General features: G+C 38.8%; 36 protein-coding genes. All 36 read left to right on the top strand.

The features are described from left to right. Nucleotides 1–490 precede the first annotated feature (490 nt). Nucleotides 491–1402, top strand: a complete 912-nt coding sequence (locus HMPREF1321_RS05825) for an SPFH domain-containing protein (RefSeq protein ID WP_009421708.1) — start codon at nucleotides 491–493, stop codon at nucleotides 1400–1402. Nucleotides 1403–1567: 165 nt separating this feature from the next. Then, complete coding sequence (pheT, locus tag HMPREF1321_RS05820) at nucleotides 1568–4000, top strand: phenylalanine--tRNA ligase subunit beta (protein WP_009421742.1); 2433 nt, start codon at nucleotides 1568–1570, stop codon at nucleotides 3998–4000. Between the two features lie 421 nt (nucleotides 4001–4421). After that, nucleotides 4422–4829: a 30S ribosomal protein S12 gene (gene rpsL, locus HMPREF1321_RS05815; protein ID WP_034575775.1), complete on the top strand. Its 408-nt coding sequence runs from the start codon at nucleotides 4422–4424 to the stop codon at nucleotides 4827–4829. Between the two features lie 32 nt (nucleotides 4830–4861). Then, nucleotides 4862–5338, top strand: coding sequence for a 30S ribosomal protein S7 (gene rpsG, locus HMPREF1321_RS05810; protein WP_002675008.1), 477 nt, complete (start codon nucleotides 4862–4864; stop codon nucleotides 5336–5338). 8 nt (nucleotides 5339–5346) lie between these two features. After that, complete coding sequence (fusA, locus tag HMPREF1321_RS05805; RefSeq protein ID WP_009421751.1) at nucleotides 5347–7467, top strand: elongation factor G; 2121 nt, start codon at nucleotides 5347–5349, stop codon at nucleotides 7465–7467. Nucleotides 7468–7479: 12 nt separating this feature from the next. Further along, nucleotides 7480–7791, top strand: a complete 312-nt coding sequence (rpsJ, locus tag HMPREF1321_RS05800) for a 30S ribosomal protein S10 (RefSeq protein ID WP_002675011.1) — start codon at nucleotides 7480–7482, stop codon at nucleotides 7789–7791. A 171-nt stretch (nucleotides 7792–7962) separates the two neighbouring features. Then, nucleotides 7963–8580 (top strand): 50S ribosomal protein L3, encoded by a 618-nt coding sequence (gene rplC / locus HMPREF1321_RS05795; protein ID WP_002675012.1) that lies wholly within the window; start codon nucleotides 7963–7965, stop codon nucleotides 8578–8580. Continuing rightward, nucleotides 8580–9209, top strand: coding sequence for a 50S ribosomal protein L4 (gene rplD / locus HMPREF1321_RS05790; protein ID WP_009411642.1), 630 nt, complete (start codon nucleotides 8580–8582; stop codon nucleotides 9207–9209). Before rplC ends, rplD begins: the two co-directional genes overlap by 1 nt. A gap of 7 nt (nucleotides 9210–9216) precedes the next feature. Further along, nucleotides 9217–9504 carry a 50S ribosomal protein L23 gene (gene rplW / locus HMPREF1321_RS05785; RefSeq protein ID WP_002675014.1) on the top strand — a complete coding sequence of 96 codons (288 nt, stop codon included), beginning with the start codon at nucleotides 9217–9219 and terminating at the stop codon, nucleotides 9502–9504. A 21-nt stretch (nucleotides 9505–9525) separates the two neighbouring features. Further along, nucleotides 9526–10353, top strand: a complete 828-nt coding sequence (gene rplB / locus HMPREF1321_RS05780) for a 50S ribosomal protein L2 (protein ID WP_002675016.1) — start codon at nucleotides 9526–9528, stop codon at nucleotides 10351–10353. 11 nt (nucleotides 10354–10364) lie between these two features. After that, nucleotides 10365–10643, top strand: coding sequence for a 30S ribosomal protein S19 (gene rpsS, locus HMPREF1321_RS05775; RefSeq protein WP_002675018.1), 279 nt, complete (start codon nucleotides 10365–10367; stop codon nucleotides 10641–10643). An 8-nt stretch (nucleotides 10644–10651) separates the two neighbouring features. After that, complete coding sequence (gene rplV, locus HMPREF1321_RS05770; protein ID WP_009421754.1) at nucleotides 10652–11062, top strand: 50S ribosomal protein L22; 411 nt, start codon at nucleotides 10652–10654, stop codon at nucleotides 11060–11062. 8 nt (nucleotides 11063–11070) lie between these two features. After that, a complete protein-coding gene (rpsC, locus tag HMPREF1321_RS05765) occupies nucleotides 11071–11811 on the top strand; it encodes a 30S ribosomal protein S3 (protein WP_002679516.1) in 741 nt (246 codons plus the stop codon). 20 nt (nucleotides 11812–11831) lie between these two features. Next, a complete protein-coding gene (gene rplP, locus HMPREF1321_RS05760) occupies nucleotides 11832–12251 on the top strand; it encodes a 50S ribosomal protein L16 (RefSeq protein WP_002675025.1) in 420 nt (139 codons plus the stop codon). Between the two features lie 10 nt (nucleotides 12252–12261). Continuing rightward, the gene (gene rpmC / locus HMPREF1321_RS05755; RefSeq protein ID WP_002675028.1) at nucleotides 12262–12453 is read left to right on the top strand and encodes a 50S ribosomal protein L29; all 192 of its coding nucleotides are present in this window, start codon (nucleotides 12262–12264) and stop codon (nucleotides 12451–12453) included. 14 nt (nucleotides 12454–12467) lie between these two features. Further along, nucleotides 12468–12725 carry a 30S ribosomal protein S17 gene (gene rpsQ, locus HMPREF1321_RS05750; protein ID WP_002675041.1) on the top strand — a complete coding sequence of 86 codons (258 nt, stop codon included), beginning with the start codon at nucleotides 12468–12470 and terminating at the stop codon, nucleotides 12723–12725. A gap of 2 nt (nucleotides 12726–12727) precedes the next feature. Next, on the top strand, nucleotides 12728–13096 hold the full coding sequence (rplN, locus tag HMPREF1321_RS05745) for a 50S ribosomal protein L14 (RefSeq protein WP_002675043.1): 369 nt from the start codon (nucleotides 12728–12730) through the stop codon (nucleotides 13094–13096). A 15-nt stretch (nucleotides 13097–13111) separates the two neighbouring features. Then, nucleotides 13112–13426 (top strand): 50S ribosomal protein L24, encoded by a 315-nt coding sequence (gene rplX / locus HMPREF1321_RS05740; protein WP_009421715.1) that lies wholly within the window; start codon nucleotides 13112–13114, stop codon nucleotides 13424–13426. Nucleotide 13427: 1 nt separating this feature from the next. Continuing rightward, nucleotides 13428–13979: a 50S ribosomal protein L5 gene (gene rplE / locus HMPREF1321_RS05735; RefSeq protein ID WP_002679281.1), complete on the top strand. Its 552-nt coding sequence runs from the start codon at nucleotides 13428–13430 to the stop codon at nucleotides 13977–13979. A 4-nt stretch (nucleotides 13980–13983) separates the two neighbouring features. After that, a complete protein-coding gene (rpsN, locus tag HMPREF1321_RS05730) occupies nucleotides 13984–14253 on the top strand; it encodes a 30S ribosomal protein S14 (RefSeq protein WP_002675050.1) in 270 nt (89 codons plus the stop codon). Nucleotides 14254–14273: 20 nt separating this feature from the next. Next, nucleotides 14274–14672: a 30S ribosomal protein S8 gene (gene rpsH / locus HMPREF1321_RS05725; RefSeq protein ID WP_002675052.1), complete on the top strand. Its 399-nt coding sequence runs from the start codon at nucleotides 14274–14276 to the stop codon at nucleotides 14670–14672. Between the two features lie 21 nt (nucleotides 14673–14693). Further along, nucleotides 14694–15236, top strand: a complete 543-nt coding sequence (gene rplF, locus HMPREF1321_RS05720; RefSeq protein ID WP_009411645.1) for a 50S ribosomal protein L6 — start codon at nucleotides 14694–14696, stop codon at nucleotides 15234–15236. Between the two features lie 11 nt (nucleotides 15237–15247). Continuing rightward, on the top strand, nucleotides 15248–15604 hold the full coding sequence (gene rplR / locus HMPREF1321_RS05715; RefSeq protein ID WP_002679484.1) for a 50S ribosomal protein L18: 357 nt from the start codon (nucleotides 15248–15250) through the stop codon (nucleotides 15602–15604). A 5-nt stretch (nucleotides 15605–15609) separates the two neighbouring features. Continuing rightward, nucleotides 15610–16134 carry a 30S ribosomal protein S5 gene (gene rpsE / locus HMPREF1321_RS05710; protein WP_002675058.1) on the top strand — a complete coding sequence of 175 codons (525 nt, stop codon included), beginning with the start codon at nucleotides 15610–15612 and terminating at the stop codon, nucleotides 16132–16134. 12 nt (nucleotides 16135–16146) lie between these two features. Then, the gene (gene rpmD / locus HMPREF1321_RS05705; protein WP_002675060.1) at nucleotides 16147–16329 is read left to right on the top strand and encodes a 50S ribosomal protein L30; all 183 of its coding nucleotides are present in this window, start codon (nucleotides 16147–16149) and stop codon (nucleotides 16327–16329) included. A 17-nt stretch (nucleotides 16330–16346) separates the two neighbouring features. Then, nucleotides 16347–16799: a 50S ribosomal protein L15 gene (gene rplO / locus HMPREF1321_RS05700; protein WP_009421768.1), complete on the top strand. Its 453-nt coding sequence runs from the start codon at nucleotides 16347–16349 to the stop codon at nucleotides 16797–16799. 10 nt (nucleotides 16800–16809) lie between these two features. Next, on the top strand, nucleotides 16810–18153 hold the full coding sequence (gene secY, locus HMPREF1321_RS05695) for a preprotein translocase subunit SecY (RefSeq protein ID WP_002675064.1): 1344 nt from the start codon (nucleotides 16810–16812) through the stop codon (nucleotides 18151–18153). Between the two features lie 7 nt (nucleotides 18154–18160). Further along, the gene (infA, locus tag HMPREF1321_RS05690) at nucleotides 18161–18376 is read left to right on the top strand and encodes a translation initiation factor IF-1 (RefSeq protein WP_002675066.1); all 216 of its coding nucleotides are present in this window, start codon (nucleotides 18161–18163) and stop codon (nucleotides 18374–18376) included. A gap of 275 nt (nucleotides 18377–18651) precedes the next feature. Continuing rightward, nucleotides 18652–18768, top strand: a complete 117-nt coding sequence (ykgO, locus tag HMPREF1321_RS11565; protein WP_002676536.1) for a type B 50S ribosomal protein L36 — start codon at nucleotides 18652–18654, stop codon at nucleotides 18766–18768. Between the two features lie 2 nt (nucleotides 18769–18770). Further along, nucleotides 18771–19145, top strand: a complete 375-nt coding sequence (rpsM, locus tag HMPREF1321_RS05685; RefSeq protein WP_002675068.1) for a 30S ribosomal protein S13 — start codon at nucleotides 18771–18773, stop codon at nucleotides 19143–19145. 13 nt (nucleotides 19146–19158) lie between these two features. Continuing rightward, nucleotides 19159–19560, top strand: a complete 402-nt coding sequence (gene rpsK, locus HMPREF1321_RS05680) for a 30S ribosomal protein S11 (protein WP_002675071.1) — start codon at nucleotides 19159–19161, stop codon at nucleotides 19558–19560. Nucleotides 19561–19644: 84 nt separating this feature from the next. Beyond that, entirely contained in the window at nucleotides 19645–20250 is a 606-nt protein-coding gene (gene rpsD, locus HMPREF1321_RS05675; RefSeq protein WP_009411647.1) for a 30S ribosomal protein S4, read from the top strand. A 22-nt stretch (nucleotides 20251–20272) separates the two neighbouring features. Further along, nucleotides 20273–21265 (top strand): DNA-directed RNA polymerase subunit alpha, encoded by a 993-nt coding sequence (locus HMPREF1321_RS05670; protein ID WP_009411648.1) that lies wholly within the window; start codon nucleotides 20273–20275, stop codon nucleotides 21263–21265. A 31-nt stretch (nucleotides 21266–21296) separates the two neighbouring features. Next, nucleotides 21297–21782, top strand: coding sequence for a 50S ribosomal protein L17 (rplQ, locus tag HMPREF1321_RS05665; RefSeq protein ID WP_009421738.1), 486 nt, complete (start codon nucleotides 21297–21299; stop codon nucleotides 21780–21782). Nucleotides 21783–22825: 1043 nt separating this feature from the next. Then, entirely contained in the window at nucleotides 22826–23551 is a 726-nt protein-coding gene (locus tag HMPREF1321_RS05660; RefSeq protein ID WP_009421758.1) for a leucine-rich repeat domain-containing protein, read from the top strand. A gap of 73 nt (nucleotides 23552–23624) precedes the next feature. After that, the gene (locus HMPREF1321_RS05655; protein WP_009421743.1) at nucleotides 23625–24323 is read left to right on the top strand and encodes a leucine-rich repeat domain-containing protein; all 699 of its coding nucleotides are present in this window, start codon (nucleotides 23625–23627) and stop codon (nucleotides 24321–24323) included. Nucleotides 24324–24395: the final 72 nt, after the last annotated feature.

Below are 24395 nucleotides of genomic sequence, written 5' to 3'. Positions count from 1 at the left end.
TTATGAATCAACTATTTATACACCCTTTCTATACCAATCGACCAAGATTCGTATAAGCTTCCTATAAGCTCTCTATAAGCTAACCCCACCCTCCTAATAGCCTTTTTCCATCAAAATCTCTCTTAACTCTCTTCCGAACCTCTCCGTTTTCTTCCGAACCCCTCAACGCTTCCCCATTTGCTAATTTCCCCATTTGCTAATTTCCTCATTTTCTCATTCTCTAATTTGCTAATTTTTCCTCAAAAACCCCAACCAACCTCTCCCCATTTCATAAGGCGTAGCCTTGATTTTGTTTAAATTTTGTTTAATTTCTGAGGCACAGCCTCATCCCTCTAACTCAAGCACACACCATTTCCTCATTTTCTCATTCTCTAATTTCCTCATTCTCTTCAAATTATTTTAAACTCAAAATTCTGTACTCATCTTTCTTGCACAATTCAAAAAAAGAAAGTACATTTGTAGCCGTTAATAACCCATAAAAATTCACATTATGCCCTATTTATTTTACATTTTATTCTTTTTTGCATTAGTATTTTTGCTATCTACTTTCTTCACTGTGCGCCAACAAACCGCCGTGTCAGTAGAACGTTTCGGTAAATTCGAAAGTATTCGTCATTCGGGTTTACAAATGAAAATACCTATCATCGATAAAGTAGCCGCTCGCATCAGTCTCAAAATCCAACAGCTCGATGTCATTGTCGAAACCAAAACTTTGGACGATGTATTTGTCAAAATTAAAGTATCAGTACAGTTCGTGGTGATTAAAGAAAAAGTATACGATGCCATTTACAAGCTCGAATACCCACACGACCAGATTACCAGCTATGTATTCGACGTAGTCCGCGCCGAAGTTCCTAAGATGAAACTCGACGATGTATTCGTTAAGAAAGACGATATCGCCATCGCCGTAAAACGCGAAGTACAAGAATCAATGGAAACTTACGGTTACGACATCATCAAAACCTTAGTAACCGATATCGACCCCGATGCCCAAGTAAAAGCCGCAATGAACCGTATCAATGCCGCCGAACGCGAAAAAGTAGCGGCTCAATACGAAGGTGATGCACAACGCATCCTCATCGTCGAAAAAGCAAAAGCAGAAGCCGAAAGCAAACGTTTGCAAGGTCAAGGTATCGCCGACCAGCGTCGTGAAATTGCTCGCGGATTGGTAGAGAGTGTAGACGTATTGCATAAAGTAGGTATCAGCTCGCAAGAAGCTTCAGCGCTTATTGTAGTTACTCAACACTACGACACCTTGCAAGCCGTAGGTCAGCAAACCAATAGTAATCTTATCCTACTTCCTAACTCACCCGAAGCAGGTAGTGAGATGCTCAACAATATGATTACCTCCTTCACCGCTTCAGCTCAAGTAACCGAAACCTTGAAGAAGAAAAACGACTAACTCACTGTTAAATAATATAGATTTTAAAAGCTATTCATTTTTTTTGAATAGCTTTTTTTTGTGGTTATTGCTAAAATTGCTAATTTTGCACTCTGTAATAATTTTTGCCGTATACACTTTGCCAAAGTGTAGTAACGCTTGATTGAAGATTGAAAAAAAACAACTATGAAAATATCATATAACTGGTTAAAACAATATTTGAAGTTAGAAATGCCTGCTGAAGATACAGCGGTCATCCTTACTGATTTAGGCTTAGAAGTAGAAGGGATTGAACACTTCGAAAGCGTAAAAGGGGGACTCAAAGGCGTAGTGGTAGGTCACGTACTCGAATGCGAAAAACACCCTAACGCCGATAAACTTAAAATCACCAAAGTAGACGTAGGAGGCGAAGCACCTTTGCAAATCGTTTGTGGAGCTCCTAACGTAGCACAAGGGCAGAAAGTACTTGTAGCTACTATTGGCACAGTACTCTACGACAAAGAAGGTAAGCCTTTCGAAATTAAAAAAGGTAAAATTCGTGGCGAAGAGAGTTACGGTATGATTTGTGCTGAAGACGAACTCGGCTTAGGCGAAAGTCACGATGGCATTATGGTGCTCGACAGTAAATGGGAAGTAGGTACCCCTGCCAGTAAGGTGTTTGAGGTAGAAACCGACGAGGTATTCGAAATAGGACTGACTCCTAACCGCGCCGATGCAATGAGCCACTACGGTGTAGCACGCGACTTACGTGCAGGCTTGATGCAAAAAGGTATTTCATTAGAGCTCATCACCCCTTCTATTACAAAATTCCACGTCGATAATCGTTCACTTAAAATGGATATAGAGGTGCAGAACAAAAAACTCGTACCTCGCTATACAGGCGTTACCATTAGCAATGTACGCGTAGACGAATCGCCTGAATGGTTGCAAAACAAACTCAAAGCCATAGGCATTACTCCTAAGAACAACGTAGTAGATGCTACAAACTACGTACTGCACGGAATGGGACAACCTATTCACGCTTTTGATGCCGACCATATTATTGGTCGCAAGGTGATTGTAAAGAATGCCGATGAAGGCACAAAGTTTAAAACCCTCGACGGAGTAGAACGCACCCTCAACGCTGAAGACATTATGATTTGTGATGCCGAAAAACCTCTCTGTATAGCAGGGGTATTAGGCGGTGAAAACTCAGGTATTACTCATTTTACTCGCAATGTATTTTTAGAAAGTGCTTATTTCGATGCTGTATCGGTGCGCAAAACAGCCAAACGTCACGGCATCAATACCGATGCTTCTTATCGCTTTGAGCGCGGTATTAATATAGAAGATTGTAAATACGCCCTAATGTATGCCGCAGTACTGATTGAAAATATTGCAGGAGGGGTTATATCATCTGATGTGATAGATTTTTATCCTAAAAAGCAAGAAGATTTTCAGGTGTTTCTTACTTTTGAGAAAATAGATAAACTTATTGGTCAGAAGATTTCACGCGATACAATTAAGGCTATCTTACACTCTTTAGATATCAAAGTAAATTCGTTTACCGAACGTGGGTTAGGTTTGTCAGTCCCTTCGTACCGCGTAGATGTACAGCGTGAAGCCGATGTAATAGAGGAAATCCTTCGTATCTATGGTTACAACAATGTCATTTTCTCTGAAAAGCTAAATGCTACAATGGCGTATTCTAACAAATACGACGACCATAACATACAAAATGTGGTAGCCGACCAGTTGGTAGCGAAAGGCTTCTTTGAGATAATGACCAACAGTCTTGTGTCAGAAAAAGAGATTACTACTTATGCCGGAAATCCAGAGCAAGCAGTAAAGCTCCTCAATCCTTTGAGTAGCGATTTGGGCTATATGCGTAAAAATCTAGTGTTTTCAGGCTTAGAAGTGATTGCTTATAATAACAACCGCAAACGCTCCGATTTGAAGTTGTTCGAGTTTGGCAAGAACTATCACTATATCGATGGTAATTATACTGAAAGCAAGCATTTGGTGTTATATCTCACAGGTAATACCCAACCTGAGTATTGGGGCGCTCCCGCTCAAAAAACCTCTTTCTTTGAGCTCAAAGGAGTAGTGGAATCTCTCTTCGAACGTCTCGGCTTGAAGGAAATCACTATTTTACCTTTAGAAGCTAACGACACGTTGAGTAGTGAAGGATTCCGTTGGCAAATAGGGGAGACCCTTTTAGGAACGATAGGAGTAGTAAAAAGCAAAGTGCTTAAAGATTTCGATATCAAACAAGAGGTGCTTGTAGCTGATTTGCATTGGGAAGTGATTTTAGAACAAGTACAAGACCATAAAGTGGTATATAAGGAAATCTCTAAATACCCCGAAGTACGTCGTGACTTAGCTCTTTTGCTCGATGAGAAAGTAACCTTCGCCGACCTTTACGAAAAGGCATACGCTACCGAGAAAAACCTCTTAAAACACGTAAATCTTTTTGATGTATACCAAGGCGACAAACTGCCCGAAGGCAAGAAGAGCTATGCCCTCAGTTTTGTACTTCAAGACAACAATAAAACTCTTACCGATAAACAAATCGACAAAACGATGCAACGCCTCCAAGACGCTTTTGAAAAGCAATTTGGCGCAGCATTAAGAGAGTAAAAAATAGAAATTAGAACAAAAAAATAAGACGACGTTTTTACGCCGTCTTATTTTTTTATGCTCCTTAATGGTTTAGTTCTCAAATTAAGACTATTGTTATAGAACAAAATTAGAATTATTTTGTGATATTTGTAACAAATCACAACTTTCTCATAACTACTTATGTTACACTAATTTCTAAAACTAAATCTCATTAAAATATTGGTAATCAACAATAATATAGTGTCTATACCTCTTGTTTCTTACCTCCTAATCTCTTATTTCTTATCTCTCATTTCTCACCTCTTATCTATCAGAGACTTTTGCAGTTTAAAAAAATAGTTGTACTTTTGCACCCGCTTTGGATAATTAAGTCCAAACCTCTAAGTCCTATGGACTGACAACAAGTAAACAAATAAACAAATATATAGTATTGTAAATTATGCCAACAATTTCACAATTAGTACGAAAAGGAAGGGCCAGAATTACCAAGAAGAGTAAATCGGTTGCTTTGGATTCGTGCCCACAACGCCGCGGTGTATGTACACGTGTGTATACCACAACGCCTAAAAAGCCGAACTCTGCTATGCGTAAAGTAGCGCGTGTTCGCTTGACTAATGGCAATGAGGTGAACGCTTATATACCTGGTGAAGGTCACAACCTCCAAGAGCACTCGATAGTATTGGTACGAGGCGGAAGAGTAAAAGATTTACCAGGTGTTAGATACCACATTGTTCGTGGTGCTCTCGATACGGCTGGTGTAGCAGGTAGAACGCAACGCCGTTCTAAATACGGTGCGAAACGCCCTAAACCAGGACAAGCAGCTCCCGCCGACAAAAAGAAAAAGTAATTTAACACACAAAATCTTTTAACTGAAAAGAAATGAGAAAAAGACAGGCTAAAAAACGCCCCCTTTTACCAGACCCTAAGTTTAACGACCAATTGGTTACACGTTTCGTGAATAACCTTATGTGGGACGGTAAAAAGTCAGTGGCTTTTAAAGTATTCTACGACGCAATTGATATCGTAGAACAAAAGAAGAATAACGACGAAAAGTCGGCATTAGATGTTTGGAAAGACGCTCTTAGCAATGTGATGCCTCACGTTGAGGTGCGTTCACGTCGTGTGGGTGGTGCTACCTTCCAAATCCCTATGCAAATCCGCCCAGACCGCAAAGTGTCTATGGCGATGAAATGGCTCATCGGTTTCGCTCGTAAACGCAATGAGAAATCAATGGCTCAGAAATTGGCTGCCGAAATTATCGCTGCCTCTAAAGAAGAAGGTGCTGCCGTGAAGAAAAAAATGGATACGCACCGTATGGCTGAAGCTAACAAAGCATTCTCACACTTTAGATTTTAATTAACACGATGAGTAGAGATTTAAAATATACAAGAAACATAGGTATTGCCGCGCATATCGATGCCGGTAAAACCACTACTACCGAGCGTATCCTTTTCTATACCGGTAAAACGCACAAAATCGGTGAAGTACACGATGGTGCTTCTACTATGGACTGGATGGAACAAGAGGCTGAACGCGGTATTACTATTACTTCAGCGGCTACTACCTGTAAATGGAACTTTCCTACCGAAAATGGTAAACCTACCGCCGATGCCAAAGAGTATCACTTCAACATTATCGATACCCCAGGCCACGTCGATTTTACCGTTGAGGTAAACCGTTCCTTACGTGTACTTGACGGCTTAGTATTCCTTTTTTCTGCCGTTGATGGGGTAGAACCTCAATCGGAAACCAACTGGCGTTTGGCTGATAACTACAAAGTACCTCGTATTGGGTTTGTAAACAAAATGGACCGTCAAGGAGCTAATTTCCTCAACGTTTGCAACCAGGTGAGAGATATGCTCAAATCTAACGCGGTTCCTATCGTATTGCCTATCGGTGACGAAGCAGATTTCAAAGGTGTTGTAGATTTGATTAAAAACCGCGCCATCGTATGGCACGAAGAAAATTCAGGTTCTACTTTCGACGTAGTAGAAATTCCTGCCGATATGAAAGAGGATGTAGCCAAATATCGCGCTCAATTAATTGAAGAGGTAGCAGGCTATGACGAAGGATTACTTGAGAAATTTATGGAAGATGAAAGTTCAATTACTGAAGACGAAATCCATAAGGCATTGCGTGCAGCAGTAATGGATATGGCTATCATTCCTATGGTATGCGGTTCATCATTCAAAAATAAAGGGGTACAATTTATGCTTGATGCGGTATGTCGTTATTTGCCATCACCGCTTGATAAAGAAGCTATTGAGGGTACTAATCCTGAAACAGGTGAGCCTGCACTCCGCAAGCCATCCGTTGACGCTCCTTTTGCAGCCTTGGCATTCAAAATTGCTACTGACCCTTACGTAGGTCGTTTGGCGTTCTTCCGCGCTTATTCTGGTCACTTAGATGCGGGTTCTTACGTGTTGAACACTCGTTCAAACAACAAAGAGCGTATCTCTCGTATTTACCAGATGCACGCTAATAAACAAAATCCTATCGAATATATTGAAGCAGGTGATATAGGAGCTGCTGTAGGTTTTAAAGATATCAAAACGGGTGATACTCTTTGCGATGAGAAATACCCTATTGTACTCGAAAGTATGGTATTCCCTGATCCAGTAATTGGTATCGCAGTAGAACCTAAAACAAAAGCCGACGTTGATAAGTTAGGTATGGCTTTAGCTAAACTCGCTGAAGAAGACCCAACTTTCCAAGTAAAAACTGACCAAGCCTCTGGACAAACTATCATTTCTGGTATGGGTGAGTTGCACTTGGATATCATTGTCGACCGTCTCAAACGCGAGTTCAAAGTAGAAGTAAACCAAGGACAACCTCAAGTAGAGTATAAAGAGGCTATCACTGCTAAAGCTGACCACCGCGAAGTCTACAAAAAACAAACAGGTGGACGTGGTAAATTTGCCGACATCGTATTCCGTATGGAACCAGCTGAAGAAGGCAAAGTGGGTCTTGAGTTCGTAAACGAAATCAAAGGTGGTAACATTCCTAAAGAGTATATCCCATCAGTTGAAAAAGGTTTCAAAGAAGCAATGAAGAATGGGCCTTTGGCAGGCTTCGAAATGGACGCGATGAAGATTGTTCTTATCGATGGTTCATTCCACCCTGTCGATTCAGACTCATTGTCATTCGAGTTGGCAGCCAAATTGGGGTACAAAGAAGCTGCTCGTGCTGCAAAAGCTGTATTGATGGAGCCTATTATGAAATTGGAAGTTATTACTCCAGAGGAAAATATGGGTGATATCGTAGGAGACTTGAACCGCCGTCGTGGTCAAGTAAACAATATGGACGACCGTAACGGTGCTAAAGTAATTAAAGCATTTGTTCCACTATCTGAAATGTTCGGTTATGTAACAGCGCTTCGCACTCTTTCATCAGGTCGTGCTACTTCTACAATGGAGTTCTCTCATTATGCTGAAACTCCTTCAAACATTGCAGACGAAGTAATTAAAAATGCCAGAGGCAACTAATTTATTGAAAAAATGGGTAATCAACAAAAAATAAGAATAAAGTTAAAATCTTACGACCATAACTTGGTAGATAAATCTGCTGAGAAAATCGTAAAAACAGTAAAAGCAACAGGTGCAGTAGTTACAGGTCCTATTCCATTACCTACACACAAGAAAATCTTTACTGTGTTGCGCTCACCTCACGTAAATAAAAAAGCACGTGAACAGTTCCAATTGAGCTCTCATAAACGTCTTTTAGATATCTATAGCTCTTCATCAAAAACTATTGATGCTTTGATGAAATTGGAATTGCCAAGTGGTGTAGAAGTAGAAATCAAAGTTTGATAACTTTACTAAAATGTCCCGAAACTGCGGGTTAGGGAAAAACGGATAAAAATGATTCAGGGTTAAAAAGTCTCGGGCATTTTTTGACCCTGAAACATTATAATAATTGTCAATAATCAATTGTTAATTGTCAATTAAAAAGAACTAATAACTAATTTAATATTTAATTTTATGTCTGGGTTAATCGGAAAAAAAGTAGGAATGACCAGCATTTTTGATGAGAACGGTAAAAATATACCTTGTACCATCATCGAAGCAGGTCCTTGCGTAGTTACCCAAGTCAGAACCAAAGAGGTTGATGGCTATGATGCTCTTCAACTTGGTTTCGATGACAAAGCAGAAAAACGTGCTACCAAAGCAGAGCTAGGTCACTTCAAAAAAGCAGGTACTTCTGTAAAGAAAAAAGTTGTTGAATTCCAAGGTTTTGAAGACAATTACAAATTAGGTGATACTATCACCGTCGATTTCTTCACCGAAGGAGAGTTTGTGGATATCACAGGCGTTTCTAAAGGTAAAGGTTTCCAAGGGGTGGTACGTCGCCACGGTTTCGGCGGAGTAGGTCAAACTACTCACGGTCAGCACAACCGCCTCAGGGCACCAGGTTCAGTAGGTGCTTCGTCTTACCCTTCTCGCGTATTCAAAGGTATGCGTATGGCTGGACGTATGGGAGCTGAAAAGGTAACAGTACAAAACTTGAAAGTATTGAAAGTGGTTGCTGAGAAAAATCTTTTAGTTGTAAAAGGTTGTATTCCAGGTCACAAAAATGCTTACGTAACTATTCACAAATAATGGAAGTAGCAGTATTAAACATACAAGGAAAAGAAACAGGTAGAAAGGTAACCCTTTCTGATGCTGTGTTCGGTATTGAGCCCAATAATCACGTAGTATACTTAGATGTTAAACGCTATTTAGCTAACAAACGTCAAGGTACTCACAAGGCTAAAGAAAGAAACGAAGTGGCTGGAAGTACTCGCAAAATTAAAAAACAAAAAGGTACTGGTACAGCTCGTGCAGGTAGCGTAAAATCTCCTGTATTTGTGGGTGGTGGACGCATATTCGGTCCTCGTCCTAAAGACTATACACAAAAACTTACTAAAAACGTAAAACGCTTGGCTCGCCGTTCTGCCCTCAGTGCTAAACTACAAAACCAAGCCCTCGTTGTAGTTGAAGATTTAAATTTCGACGCTCCAAAAACTAAAGATTTTACCGCAGTTGTAAAATCTTTGGGCTTAGAAAATAAAAAATCACTTTTTGTGTTACCAAATACAAATAATAATGTATATTTGTCCTCTCGTAACGTGCCTACTTCAAGTGTAGTAACCGCTTCAGAGTTAAACACTTATCAATTAGTGAATGCTTCAAACGTAGTACTTACTGAGAGCTCAGTAGCAGTTTTAGAGTCAATTTTAACAAAATAAGAAGGAAATGAGCGTATTAATTAAACCTGTAAATACAGAAAAAGCAAACGACAATAGCGAGTTGAGGAACTGCTATACATTCGTAGTAGCTAAGGACGCTAACAAGATTCAAATCAAAAATGAAGTTGAAGCTACTTATGGCGTTAAAGTGAAATCCGTACGTACTCTTAACTACGGCCCTAAACGATCTACTCGTTATACAAAAACAGGCTTGCAAATCGCTAAAACTAACGCTGTTAAAAAAGCAGTTGTGCAAGTAGAAGATGGAACTATAGATTTTTATAGTAATATATAAGTATTTAACAAATAGACAAAAATGTCAGTTAGAAAATTAAAACCGATTACCCCCGGTCAGCGTTTTAGAGTAGTAAACGAATTCGACACCATTACTACTGATAAGCCGGAAAAGAGCTTGCTCGTTCCGTTGAAAAAGACTGGTGGTAGAAACAATCAAGGAAAAATGACCATGCGTTACATTGGTGGTGGTCATAAGAAAAAGTACCGTATTATCGACTTCAAACGAAACAAATTCGGCGTAGACGCCAAAGTAGTTTCTATCGAGTATGACCCAAACAGAACAGCGTTTATTGCTCTCGTTCAATACACCGACGGTGAAAAGCGTTACATCATCGCTCCCGCTGGTTTGAAGGTTGATCAAGTAATCGTTTCAGGTCAAGAAAACATCGCCCCTGAAATCGGTAACGCAATGCCGCTCTCTCAAATCCCTCTCGGTACTGTAATTTCTTGTATTGAATTGCGCCCTGGACAAGGAGCTAACATTGCTCGTTCTGCAGGAACTTTTGCTCAACTAATGGCAAAAGATGGTAAGTATGCTACTGTAAAGCTACCTTCAGGTGAAACTCGTATGATCCTCCTCACTTGCCTCGCAACCATAGGAGCCGTATCAAACTCTGATCACCAATTGGTACTTTCAGGTAAAGCAGGTCGCTCACGCTGGTTAGGACGTCGTCCTCGTACTCGTGCAGTAGTTATGAACCCTGTCGATCACCCAATGGGTGGTGGTGAAGGTCGCGCTACCGGTGGTCACCCACGCTCACGTAAAGGAATACCAGCTAAAGGTTATAGAACCCGTTCTAAAACCAAAGCAAGTAATAAGTATATTGTAGAACGCAGAAAAAAATAAGAGACTAACAAATGGCACGTTCATTAAAAAAAGGACCTTACGTTCACTATAGCTTGGAAAAGAAAATCCAACAAAATATACAGTCTGGTAAGAAAAACGTTATCAAAACTTGGTCACGCGCTTCTATGATTACACCAGACTTCGTTGGCCAAACTATTGCAGTTCACAACGGTCGTCAGTTTGTCCCTGTATACATCACTGAAAATATGGTGGGACATAAATTAGGAGAATTTTCACCTACTCGTTCCTTCCGTGGACACGCAGGTGCAAAAAATAAAGGTAAAAAATAATTAAGGCTATGGGAGTTAGAAAAAAATTAAGAGCAGACGAAATTAAAGAAGCTAAAAAAAGCTTGGCTTTCGCGAAGTTAAATAACTGCCCTACTTCTCCTCGAAAAATGCGCTTAGTAGCGGATTTAGTACGTGGACAGCAAGTAGACAAAGCCTTGGCTATTTTGAAATTCAACCAAAAAGAAGCAGCCGCTCGTTTAGAAAAATTGTTGCTTTCAGCTATCGCTAACTGGCAAGCTAAAAACGAGAACGCTAACTTGGAAGAAGCAGGAGTATTCATCAAAGAAATCCGTGTGGATGGTGGAGCTATCCTTAAACGCTTACGCCCAGCTCCACAAGGAAGAGCACACAGAATTAGAAAACGCTCTAACCACATAACTTTGGTGCTTGGAGCTAAAAATTTTAACACAGAAAGCTAAGATAAACTATGGGACAAAAGACAAATCCAATCGGAAATCGCCTAGGAATTATCAGAGGATGGGAGTCTAACTGGTATGGAGGCAATGATTACGGAGATAAACTCGCTGAAGATGATAAAATCAGAAAATATGTTCTCGCTCGTTTATCTAAAGCTAGTGTTGCTCACGTGATTATCGAACGTACTTTCAAACTTGTAACCGTTACTATCACCACCGCTCGCCCCGGTATCATCATCGGTAAAGGCGGTCAGGAGGTAGACAAGTTGAAAGAAGAACTTAAGAAAATCACCGGTAAAGACATCCAAATCAACATTTTTGAAATCAAACGCCCTGAGCTCGACGCCGCTCTCGTTGCAGCAAGCATCGCCCGCCAAATCGAAGGTCGTGTTTCTTACAAACGCGCTATCAAAATGGCTATCGCTTCAGCTATGCGTATGAACGCCGAAGGCATCAAGGTAATGATTTCTGGCCGTTTGAATGGAGCCGAAATGGCACGTTCCGAAAGCTTTAAAGAAGGTCGTATCCCTCTTTCAACCTTTAGAGCTGATATCGATTACGCTATTGACGAAGCTCACACTACTTATGGCCGTATGGGCATCAAAGTGTGGATTATGAAAGGCGAAATCTATGGTAAAAGAGAACTCTCCCCACTCGTAGGTATGACTAAAAAAGCTACCGGTGGAAACTTCTCCGGTAAATCAACTGACAAGCCTGCTGGTGCACCCAAAAGAGCGCGTCGCAAAAAGTAATTTTTTAAAGAACAAGAAAGATGTTACAGCCAAAAAGAACGAAATATCGTAAACAACAAAAAGGCAGAATGAAAGGTGTATCTCACCGCGGTGCGCTCCTTTCTAATGGTACTTTCGGAATTAAATCGTTAGATTCAGCATTCATCACTTCTCGTCAAATCGAGTCAGCTCGTGTCGCTGCTACCCGTTATATGAAACGCGAAGGTCAACTTTGGATCAAAATCTTCCCAGATAAACCTATTACCAAAAAACCACTCGAAGTACGTATGGGTAAAGGTAAAGGTGCCGTTGAATACTGGGCAGCCGTAGTAAAACCAGGTAGAATAATGTTCGAGGTTGGCGGAGTGCCGCTCGACGTAGCCAAAGAAGCGCTACGCCTCGCCGCTCAAAAGCTGCCCGTGAAAACAAAATTCGTTGTAGCAAGAGATTATCAAAATTAATTAAAGAACAATGAAACAGTCTGAAATTAACAAATTGACAATAACTGAGCTACAAGAAAAGCTTGGTGAGTTTAAGAAATCGTATGCAGATTTGAAAATGGCACACGCAATTTCGTCATTGGAAAAACCAATTCAATTACGTAACGTAAGAAGAACTATCGCGAGATTGGCTTGTGAGCTAACTAAACGTGAATTACAATAATTCGAACCTGCCTTATGGAAAAAAGAAATTTAAGAAAAGAAAGAATAGGGGTTGTTACAAGCAACAAAATGGATAAATCTATCGTCGTTTCAGAAGTGAAACGTGTAAAACACCCTATGTACGGTAAGTTCGTGTTGCGCACTAAAAAATATGTTGCGCACGACGAAAAAAACGATTGCAACATTGGTGATACTGTGCGTATAATGGAAACACGTCCATTGAGCAAAACCAAATGCTGGAGATTAGTAGAAATCATTGAAAGAGCTAAGTAATTATGGTACAACAAGAATCAAGACTAAAAGTAGCCGATAATACTGGCGCTAAAGAAGTGCTTACTATCCGTGTACTCGGTGGTACCAAGCGCAGATATGCCTCAGTAGGCGATAAGATTGTAGTTACCGTCAAAGAAGCTACTCCTAACGGAAACGTAAAAAAAGGACAAGTTTCTACAGCGGTGGTAGTAAGAACTAAAAAAGAAGTACGCCGTGCCGATGGTTCTTATATCCGATTTGATGAAAACGCTTGCGTTCTCTTGAACGCAGCTGGTGAAATGAGAGGTACCCGTGTATTCGGACCCGTAGCGAGAGAACTTCGTGATAAACAATTTATGAAGATCGTTTCATTAGCACCAGAAGTGCTTTAATTTTTAATAAAGTAAATGATGAAACTAAAAATTAAAACTGGAGATACCGTAAAAATAATTGCTGGAGAATATAAAGGTAAAGAAGGCAAAGTATTACGTGTAGATCGCGAGAAGAACAGAGCGATTGTTGAGGGAGTTAACTTGGTGAAAAAACACACCAAACCTAACGCTCAAAACCCTCAAGGTGGAATCGTAGAAAAAGAAGCATCTATTCACATTTCTAACCTCGCATTCATCGACCCTAAAACGAAAAAAACTACTCGTGTAGGATTCGAAGTACGTGACGGTAAAAAAGTGCGAATTTCTAAAAAATCTAATGTAGTAATATAATATGGCTTACGTACCTAGATTAAAACAAGAATACAAAGAGCGCATCGTTGCGGCTCTAAAAGAAGAATTTGGCTATAAAAATGTAATGCAGGTTCCTAAACTTGAAAAAATAGTTGTGAGCCGTGGTGTTGGTTCTGCAGTAGCCGATAAAAAACAAATCGACTATGCTGTAGACGAACTTACCAAAATTACTGGTCAGAAAGCTGTTGCCACTTATTCTAAAAAGGACGTAGCTTCTTTCAAACTCCGTAAAGGTATGGCTATCGGTGCCAAAGTTACCCTTCGTGGCGAAAGAATGTATGAGTTCTTAGACCGCCTTATCACTACTGCTCTTCCTCGTGTAAGAGACTTCCAAGGCGTGAAAGCAAATGGCTTCGATGGTAGAGGTAACTACAACTTAGGCGTTACCGAACAAATCATATTCCCTGAAATCGACATTGATAAAATCAACAAGATCGCAGGTATGGATATTACCTTCGTTACATCAGCTCACACTGATAAAGAAGCTAAATCATTATTAAGCGAATTAGGATTACCTTTTAAAAAGAACTAAGTATATGGCTAAAGAATCAATGAAAGCCCGCGAGGTGAAACGTCAAAAGTTAGTAGCTAAATACGCTGCTAAACGCAAAGCTCTAAAAGAAGCTGGTGATTATGAAGCACTTCAGCTAATCCCTAAAAATGCTTCTCCCGTGCGTCTGCACAACCGTTGCAAACTTACAGGTCGCCCTAAAGGGTATATGCGCACTTTTGGAATTTCACGTGTGTTATTCCGCGAAATGGCAAACAAAGGATTAATTCCTGGTGTAAAAAAAGCAAGTTGGTAATAATTTAAAAGGACAAAATTATGTATACAGATCCTATCGCAGATTATTTAACAAGAATTAGAAATGCGAATAGCGCAGGTCATAGAGTCGTAGAAATCCCTGCATCTAAACTCAAAAAGGAAATTACTAAAATCCTTTTCGACCAAGGTTTCATCCTTAGCTATAAATTTGATGACTCTACCGTTCAAGGTACTATCAAAATAGCTTTGAAATACGACAAAGTGACTAAAGAACCCGTTATTAGGCATATTGAAAGAGCCAGCCGTCCAGGTCTGAGAAAGTACGCTGGCGCTGATAACCTACCTCGAGTATTAAACGGATTGGGTATTGCTATCATCTCTACATCACAAGGCGTGATGACAGGTAAAAAAGCTAGAGAACTCAATATCGGTGGAGAGGTAATTTGTTACGTTTACTAATCAATAAAAAGACAATAAAGAATGTCAAGAATAGGTAAAGCACCCATCAATATTCCCGCAGGCGTTACCGTTACTATCAAAGATAACGTCGTAACCGTAAAGGGGAAATTAGGCGAATTAACCCAAGAGGTTAAAGACATTGCTGTAAAGCAAGAAGATGGACATTTAGTGTTTGAAACTACAGATGCTACCAAAGACCAAAACGCTAAACACGGTTTATACCGTGCCTTAGTCCACAATATGGTCGTAGGTGTTTCTGAAGGATTCACTAAAGAATTAGAGTTAGTAGGGGTTGGATACCGTGCAGCTAACCAAGGACAAAAGTTAGATTTAGCTCTCGGTTTCTCTCACAACATCATTCTCGAATTGCCAAAAGAAATTAAACTCGAGACAATCAACGAGAAAGGTAAAAACCCTATCATTAAATTAACTTCTCACGACAAACAACTACTCGGTCAAGTAGCGGCTAAAATCCGTAGCTTCCGTAAACCTGAACCTTACAAAGGTAAAGGTGTGAAATTTGTAGGCGAAGAGTTGAGAAGAAAAGCAGGTAAATCAGCTTAATAGTTAGAACAATGGCATTATCAAGAATAGAAAGAAGACAACGTATTAAAAGCAGAATCAGAAAAGTAGTAAAAGGTACTGCTGAACAACCTCGTTTGGCTGTTTTCAGAAGTAATAACGAAATCTATGTACAAATCATAGACGATACTAAAGGTACTACCCTGTTGGCTGCATCTTCACGCGATAAAGAAATTAGTGCCGCCAAAGGTACTAAAACTGAAAAAGCAGCATTGGTCGGTAAAGCTATTGCTGAAAAAGCTTTAAAACAAGGTATCGAAAAAGTATCCTTCGACCGCGGAGGTTACCTTTACCACGGACGTGTAAAATCATTAGCCGACGGTGCTAGAGAAGGCGGACTTAAATTCTAATAACTATGTATCAGAAATATAAAAATGTAGAATATGTAAAACCAAGTGGTTTGGAATTGAAAGACCGTTTGGTAGGAGTACAACGTGTTACTAAAGTAACTAAAGGTGGTCGCGCTTTCGGTTTCTCTGCTATCGTTGTAGTAGGCGACGAAAACGGCGTGGTTGGTCACGGCTTAGGAAAATCTAAAGAGGTTTCTGAAGCTATTGCTAAAGCAGTAGAAGACGCTAAGAAAAACTTAGTGCGTATCCCTCTTAACGGTACTACCTTACCCCACGAACAAAAAGGAAAATACGGCGGAGCCCGTGTATTCTTACAACCAGCTACTGAGGGTACCGGAGTAATCGCAGGAGGTACAGTACGTGCCGTATTGGAATCAGTAGGTATCCATAACGTACTTTCTAAATCACAAGGTTCTTCTAACCCTCACAACGTGGTAAAAGCTACTTTCGATGCTTTATTGCAGTTGCGTAGCGCTAAAACTGTTGCTGCTCAACGTGGCATCTCTTTAGAAAAATTGTTTAAAGGTTAATTTTTTATAGCAATGGCAAAACTTAGAGTAACACAAATTAAAAGTAGCATCAAACGTCCAAAAGACCAAAAACTTACTCTCGAGGCTTTAGGACTTACCAAAATCGGTAGAACCGTGGAACACGAAGCTACACCAAGTATCCTTGGTATGATCAATAAGGTAAAACACTTAATTTCTGTAGAAGAAGTTAAATAATATTTTTATACAAAGTTATGAACTTGAGTAATTTACAACCCGCACAGGGTTCAATTCACAGAGAAGGGAAGCGCGTAGGTCGCGGTCAAGGTTCCGGTAAAGGTGGAACCGCTACCCGTGGTCATAAAGGAGCTAAATCTCGTTCAGGCTTTTCTAATAAGATTGGCTTCGAAGGTGGACAAATGCCCCTCCAAAGACGCGTACCAAAATTCGGTTTTAAAAACTTTAACCGTAAAGAATACGTAGGTATCAACTTGGGTAGACTACAAGAACTCGTTGATAATGGTAAAATTACTGATAAAGTAGACCTTGAAATCTTAGTTCAACAAAACCTCATTAAAAAAACTGACTTGGTGAAAATATTAGGTGGTGGAGAACTAAAATCTAAGCTAAAAATATCTGTTCATAAGTTTACAGCAAGTGCTAAAGCTGCTATCGAAGCAGCTGGTGGTGAAGCTGTAACCTTGTAATATTTAATTTATGAAGAAGTTTATCGAGAACCTGACCAACATTTGGAAAATTGAAGAGTTAAAAAATAGAATTATTTTAACTCTCGGAATTTTGTTAGTTTATCGCTTTGGAGCTCACATCGTCCTCCCTGGTATCGACTCCGCTCAACTCCACGAGTTAGCAACGAAAACCTCAGGTGGCGGATTGCTCGACATTCTCAACGCTTTTACAGGGGGCGCTTTCTCTAATGCCTCAGTATTCGCGCTCGGGATTATGCCCTACATCTCGGCTTCTATCGTAGTTCAGTTGATGGGAATCGCTATTCCTTATCTCCAAAAACTACAAAAAGAAGGTGAAAGCGGACGAAGAAAGATAAACCAAATCACTCGATGGCTTACTATTGCAATATGTATTGTACAAGCACCTGTATACTTATACGGTATCAATAGATTAGGAGTCCCTGATTCTGCCTTCCTTTTAGGTAAGGGACTCAATTTTATTGTTCCAGCAGTGCTTATCTTAGTAACAGGAACTATTTTTGCAATGTGGTTAGGTGAGAAAATCACCGATAAAGGAATAGGTAACGGTATCTCCCTCCTCATTATGGTGGGTATCATCGCCCGCTTGCCTCGCGCATTTTTGTCTGAAACAGCCTCTCGCCTTACTGGTAATGGAGGACCTCTATTGATTCTTATCGAAATAATTCTTTGGTTCGTAATCATTCTGCTTTGTATTTATCTAATCAAAGCAGTACGTCAAATCCCAGTACAGTATGCACGCAGAACAGCTGATGGTGGAACTACTAACGAGAGAAACATCTTCGGAGCTCGCCAATACATTCCTTTAAAAATTAACGCTGCAGGGGTAATGCCTATCATCTTCGCTCAAGCCTTGATGTTTATCCCAGCCACTGTAGCCGGACTATCACAATCAGAATTTGCAAAAAGTGTTCAAGCAGCCTTCTCCAACGTCTTCGGATTTTGGTACAACCTGTTATTTGCAGCTATGATTATACTCTTTACGTATTTCTATACTGCAATCACAGTGCCTACAAACAAAATGGCCGATGACCTAAAACGCAGTGGAGGTTTCATACCAGGTATACGTCCAGGTAAAGAAACAGGCGACTATTTAGATAAAATTATGTCGCTCATCACTCTCCCAGGTTCTATATTTATAGCCTTGGTAGCAATATTCCCTTCTCTGCTTAAAATCATCGGAATGCAAGACCAATGGGCATTGTTCTACGGTGGTACCTCACTACTCATCTTAGTAGGGGTTGCAATTGATACTATGCAACAAGTAAATTCATATCTGCTCAATCGCCATTATGATGGTTTGATGAAAACAGGTAAAAACAGAAAAGTATCTTAATTAATATATGGCTAAACAGGCAGCAATTGAGCAAGACGGAACCATTGTAGAAGCTTTGTCTAACGCAATGTTCAGAGTTGAATTGGATAACGGTCACGTAGTGATTGCCCATATCTCAGGAAAAATGCGTATGCACTACATCAAGCTTCTTCCTGGTGATAAAGTAAAACTCGAAATGAGTCCTTACGACCTAAGTAAAGCTCGTATCACTTACCGTTATTAGTTAATTAAGAGAATTCTTCCAATATTTTGGTTGTTAATTTCTCACAGATATTTTCCTATTTTAGTAATATCTGTGAGAAATTATAATCATAAAAAAGAATTTTTTATTTGTAGTATTTTTAGTATAAAGCATTTGTATTCAGTATCTTGAATATGGTTTTTTATGCTTAAAAATGAGTGAGCGGAATGTATAATTGCATTTTTGTGAGCTAAAAATGTGGCTATTACAAAAAAAAATTGTAGTTTTGCGCACTCTATTGATATAAACAAAACGAAATGAAAGTTAGAGCATCAATTAAAAAAAGAAGTTCAGAGTGCATCATTGTGCGCAGAAAAGGACGATTGTACGTAATTAACAAGAAAAATCCTAAATTTAAACAACGACAAGGATAATTATGGCACGAATTGCAGGTATTGACTTACCAAAAAACAAAAGAGGGGTTATTGGTTTAACCTATATTTTTGGTATTGGAAAAAGTAGAGCTAAAGAAATCTTAAGTAGAGCTCAAGTAAACGAAGACACAAAAGTAAGCGAATGGAATGATGATGAAATCACTCGTATTCGCGAAGTAGTTGCGTCTTATAAAATTGAAGGAGAATTGCGCTCCGAAATCCAATTGAACATTAAACGTTTGATGGATATCGGTTGTTATCGCGGTATCCGCCATCGTAACGGATTGCCTTTGCGCGGACAAAAAACTAAAAACAATTCTCGTACAAGAAAAGGTAAAAGAAAAACTGTTGCGAATAAGAAAAAAGCAACTAAATAATAAGTAGTAGAGTATGGCAAAACAAAATGCAAAGAATGCAAAAGTCTCTAAGAAGAGAAAAGTAGTGGTTGAGTCAGTAGGCGAAGCACACGTTTCAGCTACTTTTAACAATGTTATTATTTCTCTTACCAACAAAAAAGGAGACGTAATTGCGTGGTCATCAGCAGGAAAAATGGGCTTCAGAGGGTCTAAAAAGAACACTCCTTACGCTGCCCAAGTAGCCGCAGAAGATGCAGCTAAAGTAGCTTTTGACTCAGGTCTTAAAAAAGTAAAAGTATACGTGAAAGGACCGGGTAATGGTAGAGAATCTGCTATCCGTACTATTCATAATGCAGGTATAGAAGTAACTGAAATTATCGATGTTACTCCACTACCTCACAACGGATGTCGCCCTCCTAAAAAACGTAGAGTCTAATTTCAATACTAACAAGTAAGAAAGGTGAGTTGTTATCGAAGGAATGCCTTAATTCATAACTACCTTTCATTTAAACAATTTAAAATGGCAAGATATACAGGACCAAAAACAAAAATAGCTCGTAAATTTGGTGAAGCTATCTTCGGAGATGATAAATCTTTTGAAAGAAAAAACTATCCTCCCGGACAACACGGTTTGGCACGCCGTAGAGCAAAACGCTCTGAATATGCTATCCAGCTACAAGAAAAACAAAAAGCTAAATATACTTATGGTATTTTAGAGAAACAATTCCATAATCTATATGAAAAAGCAAAAAGAAGTAAAAGTATTACCGGTGAGGTGCTTCTTCAACTTTGCGAATCTCGTTTAGACAATGTAGTATACCGTATGGGCATCGCTCCTACTCGTAGTGCAGCCCGCCAATTGGTATCTCACCGTCACATCACTGTAAACGGAAATATTGTAAACATTCCGTCTTACTCTCTTAAACCAGGTGATGTAGTAGGCGTTCGCGAAAAATCAAAATCTTTAAGTGTGATCGAAAATTCATTGGCTGCTCACAGCACCGTATACGAATGGATCACTTGGAACCCTGAAAAATTAGAAGGTACTTTCGTAGCAGTACCTCAACGTATTCAGATTCCTGAAAATATTAAAGAACAGTTAATCGTAGAGTTGTACTCTAAATAATAATAAAGACAGCAGTCAAATTATGGCATTATTCAACTTCCAAAAACCAGATAAAGTTATAATGATTGAATCATCTGATTTCGAAGGACGATTTGAGTTTCGCCCTTTGGAACCAGGGTATGGTTTAACAATAGGTAACGCATTACGAAGAGTTATGCTTTCTTCGTTAGAAGGTTTTGCAATCACTTCTGTGAAATTTGATAAAGTAGGACACGAATTTTCTACTATATCAGGAGTAAGAGAAGATGTTACTGAAATTATTCTCAATTTGAAACAAATACGTTTTAAACGCCAAATTGAGGATATAGAAAACGAAACAGCTACTATTACTGTTTCTGGTAAAAGACAATTGACTGCCGGTGATTTTCAAAAAGCTCTTTCAGGTTTTCAAGTATTAAATACTGATTTGGTGATTTGCAATATGGATTCTTCAGCTTCTTTTACAATAGAGATTACTATTGAAAAAGGACGCGGTTATGTTTCGGCTGAGGAAAATGCAAAACCAAATGCGCCGATAGGTGTAATTGCTACTGATGCAATCTTTACCCCTATTAAAAATGTGAAATATTCTATTGAAAATTATCGTGTTGAACAAAAAACAGACTATGAGAAGTTAGTCTTTGAAATTAAAACCGATGGGTCTATACACCCTAAACAAGCACTCACAGAAGCTGCAAAAACACTCATTCATCACTTTATGCTCTTCTCCGACGAGAGAATTACTTTAGAGGCTGATGAAATAGCACAAACTGATACTTATGATGAAGAATCATTGCATATGCGCCAGTTGCTAAAAACTAAGTTGGTGGATATGGACTTATCCGTTCGTGCACTCAATTGTTTGAAAGCTGCCGAAGTAGAAACATTAGGTGATTTGGTATCTTTCAATAAAGCCGATTTGATGAAGTTTAGAAACTTCGGAAAGAAATCATTAATTGAGCTTGATGAGTTGGTAGTCAATAAAGGTTTAGTGTTTGGTATGGACACCTCGAAGTATAAATTGGATAAAGATTAACTCGCTCTTGCGATATTTTAACTAAGGAAAAATGAGACACGGAAATAAAATTAATCATTTAGGAAGAAAAACTGCTCACAGAAATTCAATGCTTGCCAATATGGCGAACTCACTGATTGAGCATAAACGTATTAACACTACTTTGGCAAAAGCAAAGGCTTTAAAACTATTTGTAGAGCCTTTGGTAACCAAATCTAAAGAAGATACCACTCACAACCGTCGTATCGCTTTTAGTAAATTGCGCAATAAATATACTGTTACCGAGCTTTTCAAAGAAGTGGCTGTAAAGGTAGGCGACCGCCCAGGGGGATACACTCGTATTATTAAATTAGGAAACCGTTTGGGCGATAACGCTGAAATGGCTATGATTGAGTTTGTAGATTACAACACTACTTACAACGTAGCTAAAACCGCTAAGAAGAAAACTACCCGTCGTGGTAGAAAGAAAGCAACTGCTGAAGAAACTCCAGCTACAGCCGAAGTTAAACCAGAGGCTACTGCTGAAGCTACTGAATAATATTGCAGTTTATTAGGTTCGTAAATTATAAAAAAGGGCTTGCCGTCGGCAAGCCCTTTTTTATTGTGTAAAATTCTTTTTAAAGGCTATTTTTAGCCTTTTATATAAAAGTGTAGCTTACGGCTATAGAAATCATACAAATCTTAAAAAAAATCAAACAAATAGGCAGTCTTACTGTTTTTAAAGTCTCGCACAGATTACACGGATTACACAGATTTAGCACTGATGATTCTTTTGTAAAACGTCATTGTTACACGGATTGCTCAGCTAAAGCTGAGGAATTTCACGGAATAGTAATCGAAAAATAATTGTAAATCAGTGTTATAAATAACTGACGTTAATTATGGGGCATAAGATAGGGAATAAAACTGATAATACAAAAAAAGCCAATAATACCAAATAATGCCAATAATAACATAATTCAACTTTGTCAGAGGTCGTAGCACGACGGGCGATTAACTTTGGCCAAAGGTGCGAGCCACATAGGCAGTGTGAGCCACGCAGGCTGTTGAATTAGCAAATTTGGAGAGTTGAGGGGTTCGGAAGGAAACGGAGAAGTTCGGAAGAAGTAATTTAGGTAAAAGGTAAAAAATGAGCTGTAAGGAGGGTGGGGTTAGCTTATAGAGAGCTTATAGGAAGCTTATACGAATCTTGGACGATTGGTATAGAAAGGGTATATAAGTAGTTGATTCATACTGTGATACAACAACGCAAAAAATGTTAAAAACGGGGTTTCGTGACGAAAGAAAGAGAAAAGGCAATAGGCCATAGGCACTAGGGGGGAGTGTGACAGAAAAGAGATTTAGTAAATTAGAAAATTTGGAAATTAGAGAATTAGCAGATTAGGCGTGAGTGGCACGACTGGGAAATTAGAGAATTAGAAAATTTGGAAATTAGAGATTAGCAGATTAAGTGTGAGCGCATAGGCAGGAAGGTTAGCAAATGGTTTGTGTTATATGTAAAACAAAAAAGATGATGAAATATTTGGTGGGAAACAAAAAAGTGTGTATTTTTGTACCGATTAACAAAATACTTTTTAAACGATGAAGAAAATATTTTTAGCTTTAATAGCAATAGCTACTTTTGTAGCTTGTAGTAAGGACAAAGATAATGGCGTATCTTCTTCCGACTATGAGTTAAGCCCTGATGGACTTACTTTAGTAAAATGGAAGAATGATAATACAACAGCTCTCGACATGCAAGCTGATCCTATTCTTAGTAAAGTACAAGTTATAGGTGAAAAAGCCTTCTATATACATAAAAATATAGTAAATATTACACTCCCTACCAATTTAAAGAGTATAGAAAAAGAAGCATTTTGGTATACTAAAATAACGAGTATTACTATCCCCACAGGTGTACAGGTCATAAAAGAATTTGCTTTTGGATCATCATCACTCACCTCTGTTCAGTTTTCAGAAGGGCTTATCTCTATCGACAAGGGGGCCTTCTATAGTTGTGAAATTCCCTCTCTCAATTTCCCTGAAAGCTTACAAGCTATTGGTGAAAGTGCTTTTTGGGGTAATGGAACGATTATTTCGGTTACAATTCCTAAAAATATACAGAATATTGCAGAGGGGGCGTTTTTCGCTTGTAGTAAATTAACTACAGCTACCTTTAGAGGAATAAATCCCCCCAGAGTAAAAGATCCTTTTAATACTCTAATTAATCCTATAGCTCGTATTTATGTGCCTAAAGGGAGATTAGAGGTGTATAAAAACGATGAGGGATTTAAGAAATATGCAAACATCATTTCTGAAGAGGAATAGCATAATTTTGTAAAACTACAATAATGGCAGATACAGATATAACATCTGCCATTACTTTAAAAATAATTATAAGATGAAAAATATTTTATTTATATTATCCGCCTTTATGCTCTTTGCTTGTAAAGATAAAGATAGTGGGATCTCTTCTTCCGACTATGAATTGAGTACCAATGGACTTGTCTTGGCAAAATGGAAAAATGAGAATACAACAGCTCTTGATATGCAAGCTGATCCTACTCTTAAGGAAGTGAAAACTATAGGGCAGGGAGCTTTTGCAGGTCATAATAATTTAAAGGCTATCACTCTCCCTACTCAATTAATAACCATTGAAAAAGAAGCTTTTTTTGGCACAAATATTAAAAGTATTTCCATACCCTCAGGAGTGAGAGTAATTAAACAAGATGCTTTCAATGCCTCAACTCTTACGTCCGTTCAATTTTCTGAAGGGCTTACAGATATTGAAGAAGGAGGTTTTGTAGGTTGTCAAATACCTTCAGTAAATCTTCCAGAAAGTCTTCAATCTATAGGAGCTCGTGCTTTTTATAATAATAAAGTAATAGTAGAGATTGTTATTCCTAAAAATGTACAAAACATAGGTTTCCGCGCTTTTTCTAATTTAACAACGGTTACTTTTAAAGGAATAAATCCTCCTAAAGTGAATACTCCTTTTGAGAGTGTAACTCGTATTTTTGTACCTAAAGGAAGATTAGAGGTGTATAAAAACGATGAAGGTTTTAAGAAGTATGCAAATATCATTTCAGAAGAGGAATAACATAGTTTTCTAAAACTATATAAAAAAGAGACGAATACTATTCGTCTCTTTTTTATTACCCAATCGACAAAT

The sequence above is a fragment of the Capnocytophaga sp. oral taxon 412 str. F0487 genome (assembly GCF_000271925.1).
GTDB classification, from domain to species: Bacteria; Bacteroidota; Bacteroidia; order Flavobacteriales; family Flavobacteriaceae; genus Capnocytophaga; species Capnocytophaga ochracea.
The sequence above is the reverse complement of the archived record's forward strand: the minus strand, read 5'-3'. Positions and strand labels throughout refer to the sequence as shown.

Coding starts and splice junctions, on each gene's coding strand:
- HMPREF1321_RS05825 (WP_009421708.1), top strand. CDS start 491: ATGCCCTATTTATTTTACATTTTATTCTTTTTTGCATTAGTATTTTTG.
- pheT (WP_009421742.1), top strand. CDS start 1,568: ATGAAAATATCATATAACTGGTTAAAACAATATTTGAAGTTAGAAATG.
- rpsL (WP_034575775.1), top strand. CDS start 4,422: ATGCCAACAATTTCACAATTAGTACGAAAAGGAAGGGCCAGAATTACC.
- rpsG (WP_002675008.1), top strand. CDS start 4,862: ATGAGAAAAAGACAGGCTAAAAAACGCCCCCTTTTACCAGACCCTAAG.
- fusA (WP_009421751.1), top strand. CDS start 5,347: ATGAGTAGAGATTTAAAATATACAAGAAACATAGGTATTGCCGCGCAT.
- rpsJ (WP_002675011.1), top strand. CDS start 7,480: ATGGGTAATCAACAAAAAATAAGAATAAAGTTAAAATCTTACGACCAT.
- rplC (WP_002675012.1), top strand. CDS start 7,963: ATGTCTGGGTTAATCGGAAAAAAAGTAGGAATGACCAGCATTTTTGAT.
- rplD (WP_009411642.1), top strand. CDS start 8,580: ATGGAAGTAGCAGTATTAAACATACAAGGAAAAGAAACAGGTAGAAAG.
- rplW (WP_002675014.1), top strand. CDS start 9,217: ATGAGCGTATTAATTAAACCTGTAAATACAGAAAAAGCAAACGACAAT.
- rplB (WP_002675016.1), top strand. CDS start 9,526: ATGTCAGTTAGAAAATTAAAACCGATTACCCCCGGTCAGCGTTTTAGA.
- rpsS (WP_002675018.1), top strand. CDS start 10,365: ATGGCACGTTCATTAAAAAAAGGACCTTACGTTCACTATAGCTTGGAA.
- rplV (WP_009421754.1), top strand. CDS start 10,652: ATGGGAGTTAGAAAAAAATTAAGAGCAGACGAAATTAAAGAAGCTAAA.
- rpsC (WP_002679516.1), top strand. CDS start 11,071: ATGGGACAAAAGACAAATCCAATCGGAAATCGCCTAGGAATTATCAGA.
- rplP (WP_002675025.1), top strand. CDS start 11,832: ATGTTACAGCCAAAAAGAACGAAATATCGTAAACAACAAAAAGGCAGA.
- rpmC (WP_002675028.1), top strand. CDS start 12,262: ATGAAACAGTCTGAAATTAACAAATTGACAATAACTGAGCTACAAGAA.
- rpsQ (WP_002675041.1), top strand. CDS start 12,468: ATGGAAAAAAGAAATTTAAGAAAAGAAAGAATAGGGGTTGTTACAAGC.
- rplN (WP_002675043.1), top strand. CDS start 12,728: ATGGTACAACAAGAATCAAGACTAAAAGTAGCCGATAATACTGGCGCT.
- rplX (WP_009421715.1), top strand. CDS start 13,112: ATGATGAAACTAAAAATTAAAACTGGAGATACCGTAAAAATAATTGCT.
- rplE (WP_002679281.1), top strand. CDS start 13,428: ATGGCTTACGTACCTAGATTAAAACAAGAATACAAAGAGCGCATCGTT.
- rpsN (WP_002675050.1), top strand. CDS start 13,984: ATGGCTAAAGAATCAATGAAAGCCCGCGAGGTGAAACGTCAAAAGTTA.
- rpsH (WP_002675052.1), top strand. CDS start 14,274: ATGTATACAGATCCTATCGCAGATTATTTAACAAGAATTAGAAATGCG.
- rplF (WP_009411645.1), top strand. CDS start 14,694: ATGTCAAGAATAGGTAAAGCACCCATCAATATTCCCGCAGGCGTTACC.
- rplR (WP_002679484.1), top strand. CDS start 15,248: ATGGCATTATCAAGAATAGAAAGAAGACAACGTATTAAAAGCAGAATC.
- rpsE (WP_002675058.1), top strand. CDS start 15,610: ATGTATCAGAAATATAAAAATGTAGAATATGTAAAACCAAGTGGTTTG.
- rpmD (WP_002675060.1), top strand. CDS start 16,147: ATGGCAAAACTTAGAGTAACACAAATTAAAAGTAGCATCAAACGTCCA.
- rplO (WP_009421768.1), top strand. CDS start 16,347: ATGAACTTGAGTAATTTACAACCCGCACAGGGTTCAATTCACAGAGAA.
- secY (WP_002675064.1), top strand. CDS start 16,810: ATGAAGAAGTTTATCGAGAACCTGACCAACATTTGGAAAATTGAAGAG.
- infA (WP_002675066.1), top strand. CDS start 18,161: ATGGCTAAACAGGCAGCAATTGAGCAAGACGGAACCATTGTAGAAGCT.
- ykgO (WP_002676536.1), top strand. CDS start 18,652: ATGAAAGTTAGAGCATCAATTAAAAAAAGAAGTTCAGAGTGCATCATT.
- rpsM (WP_002675068.1), top strand. CDS start 18,771: ATGGCACGAATTGCAGGTATTGACTTACCAAAAAACAAAAGAGGGGTT.
- rpsK (WP_002675071.1), top strand. CDS start 19,159: ATGGCAAAACAAAATGCAAAGAATGCAAAAGTCTCTAAGAAGAGAAAA.
- rpsD (WP_009411647.1), top strand. CDS start 19,645: ATGGCAAGATATACAGGACCAAAAACAAAAATAGCTCGTAAATTTGGT.
- HMPREF1321_RS05670 (WP_009411648.1), top strand. CDS start 20,273: ATGGCATTATTCAACTTCCAAAAACCAGATAAAGTTATAATGATTGAA.
- rplQ (WP_009421738.1), top strand. CDS start 21,297: ATGAGACACGGAAATAAAATTAATCATTTAGGAAGAAAAACTGCTCAC.
- HMPREF1321_RS05660 (WP_009421758.1), top strand. CDS start 22,826: ATGAAGAAAATATTTTTAGCTTTAATAGCAATAGCTACTTTTGTAGCT.
- HMPREF1321_RS05655 (WP_009421743.1), top strand. CDS start 23,625: ATGAAAAATATTTTATTTATATTATCCGCCTTTATGCTCTTTGCTTGT.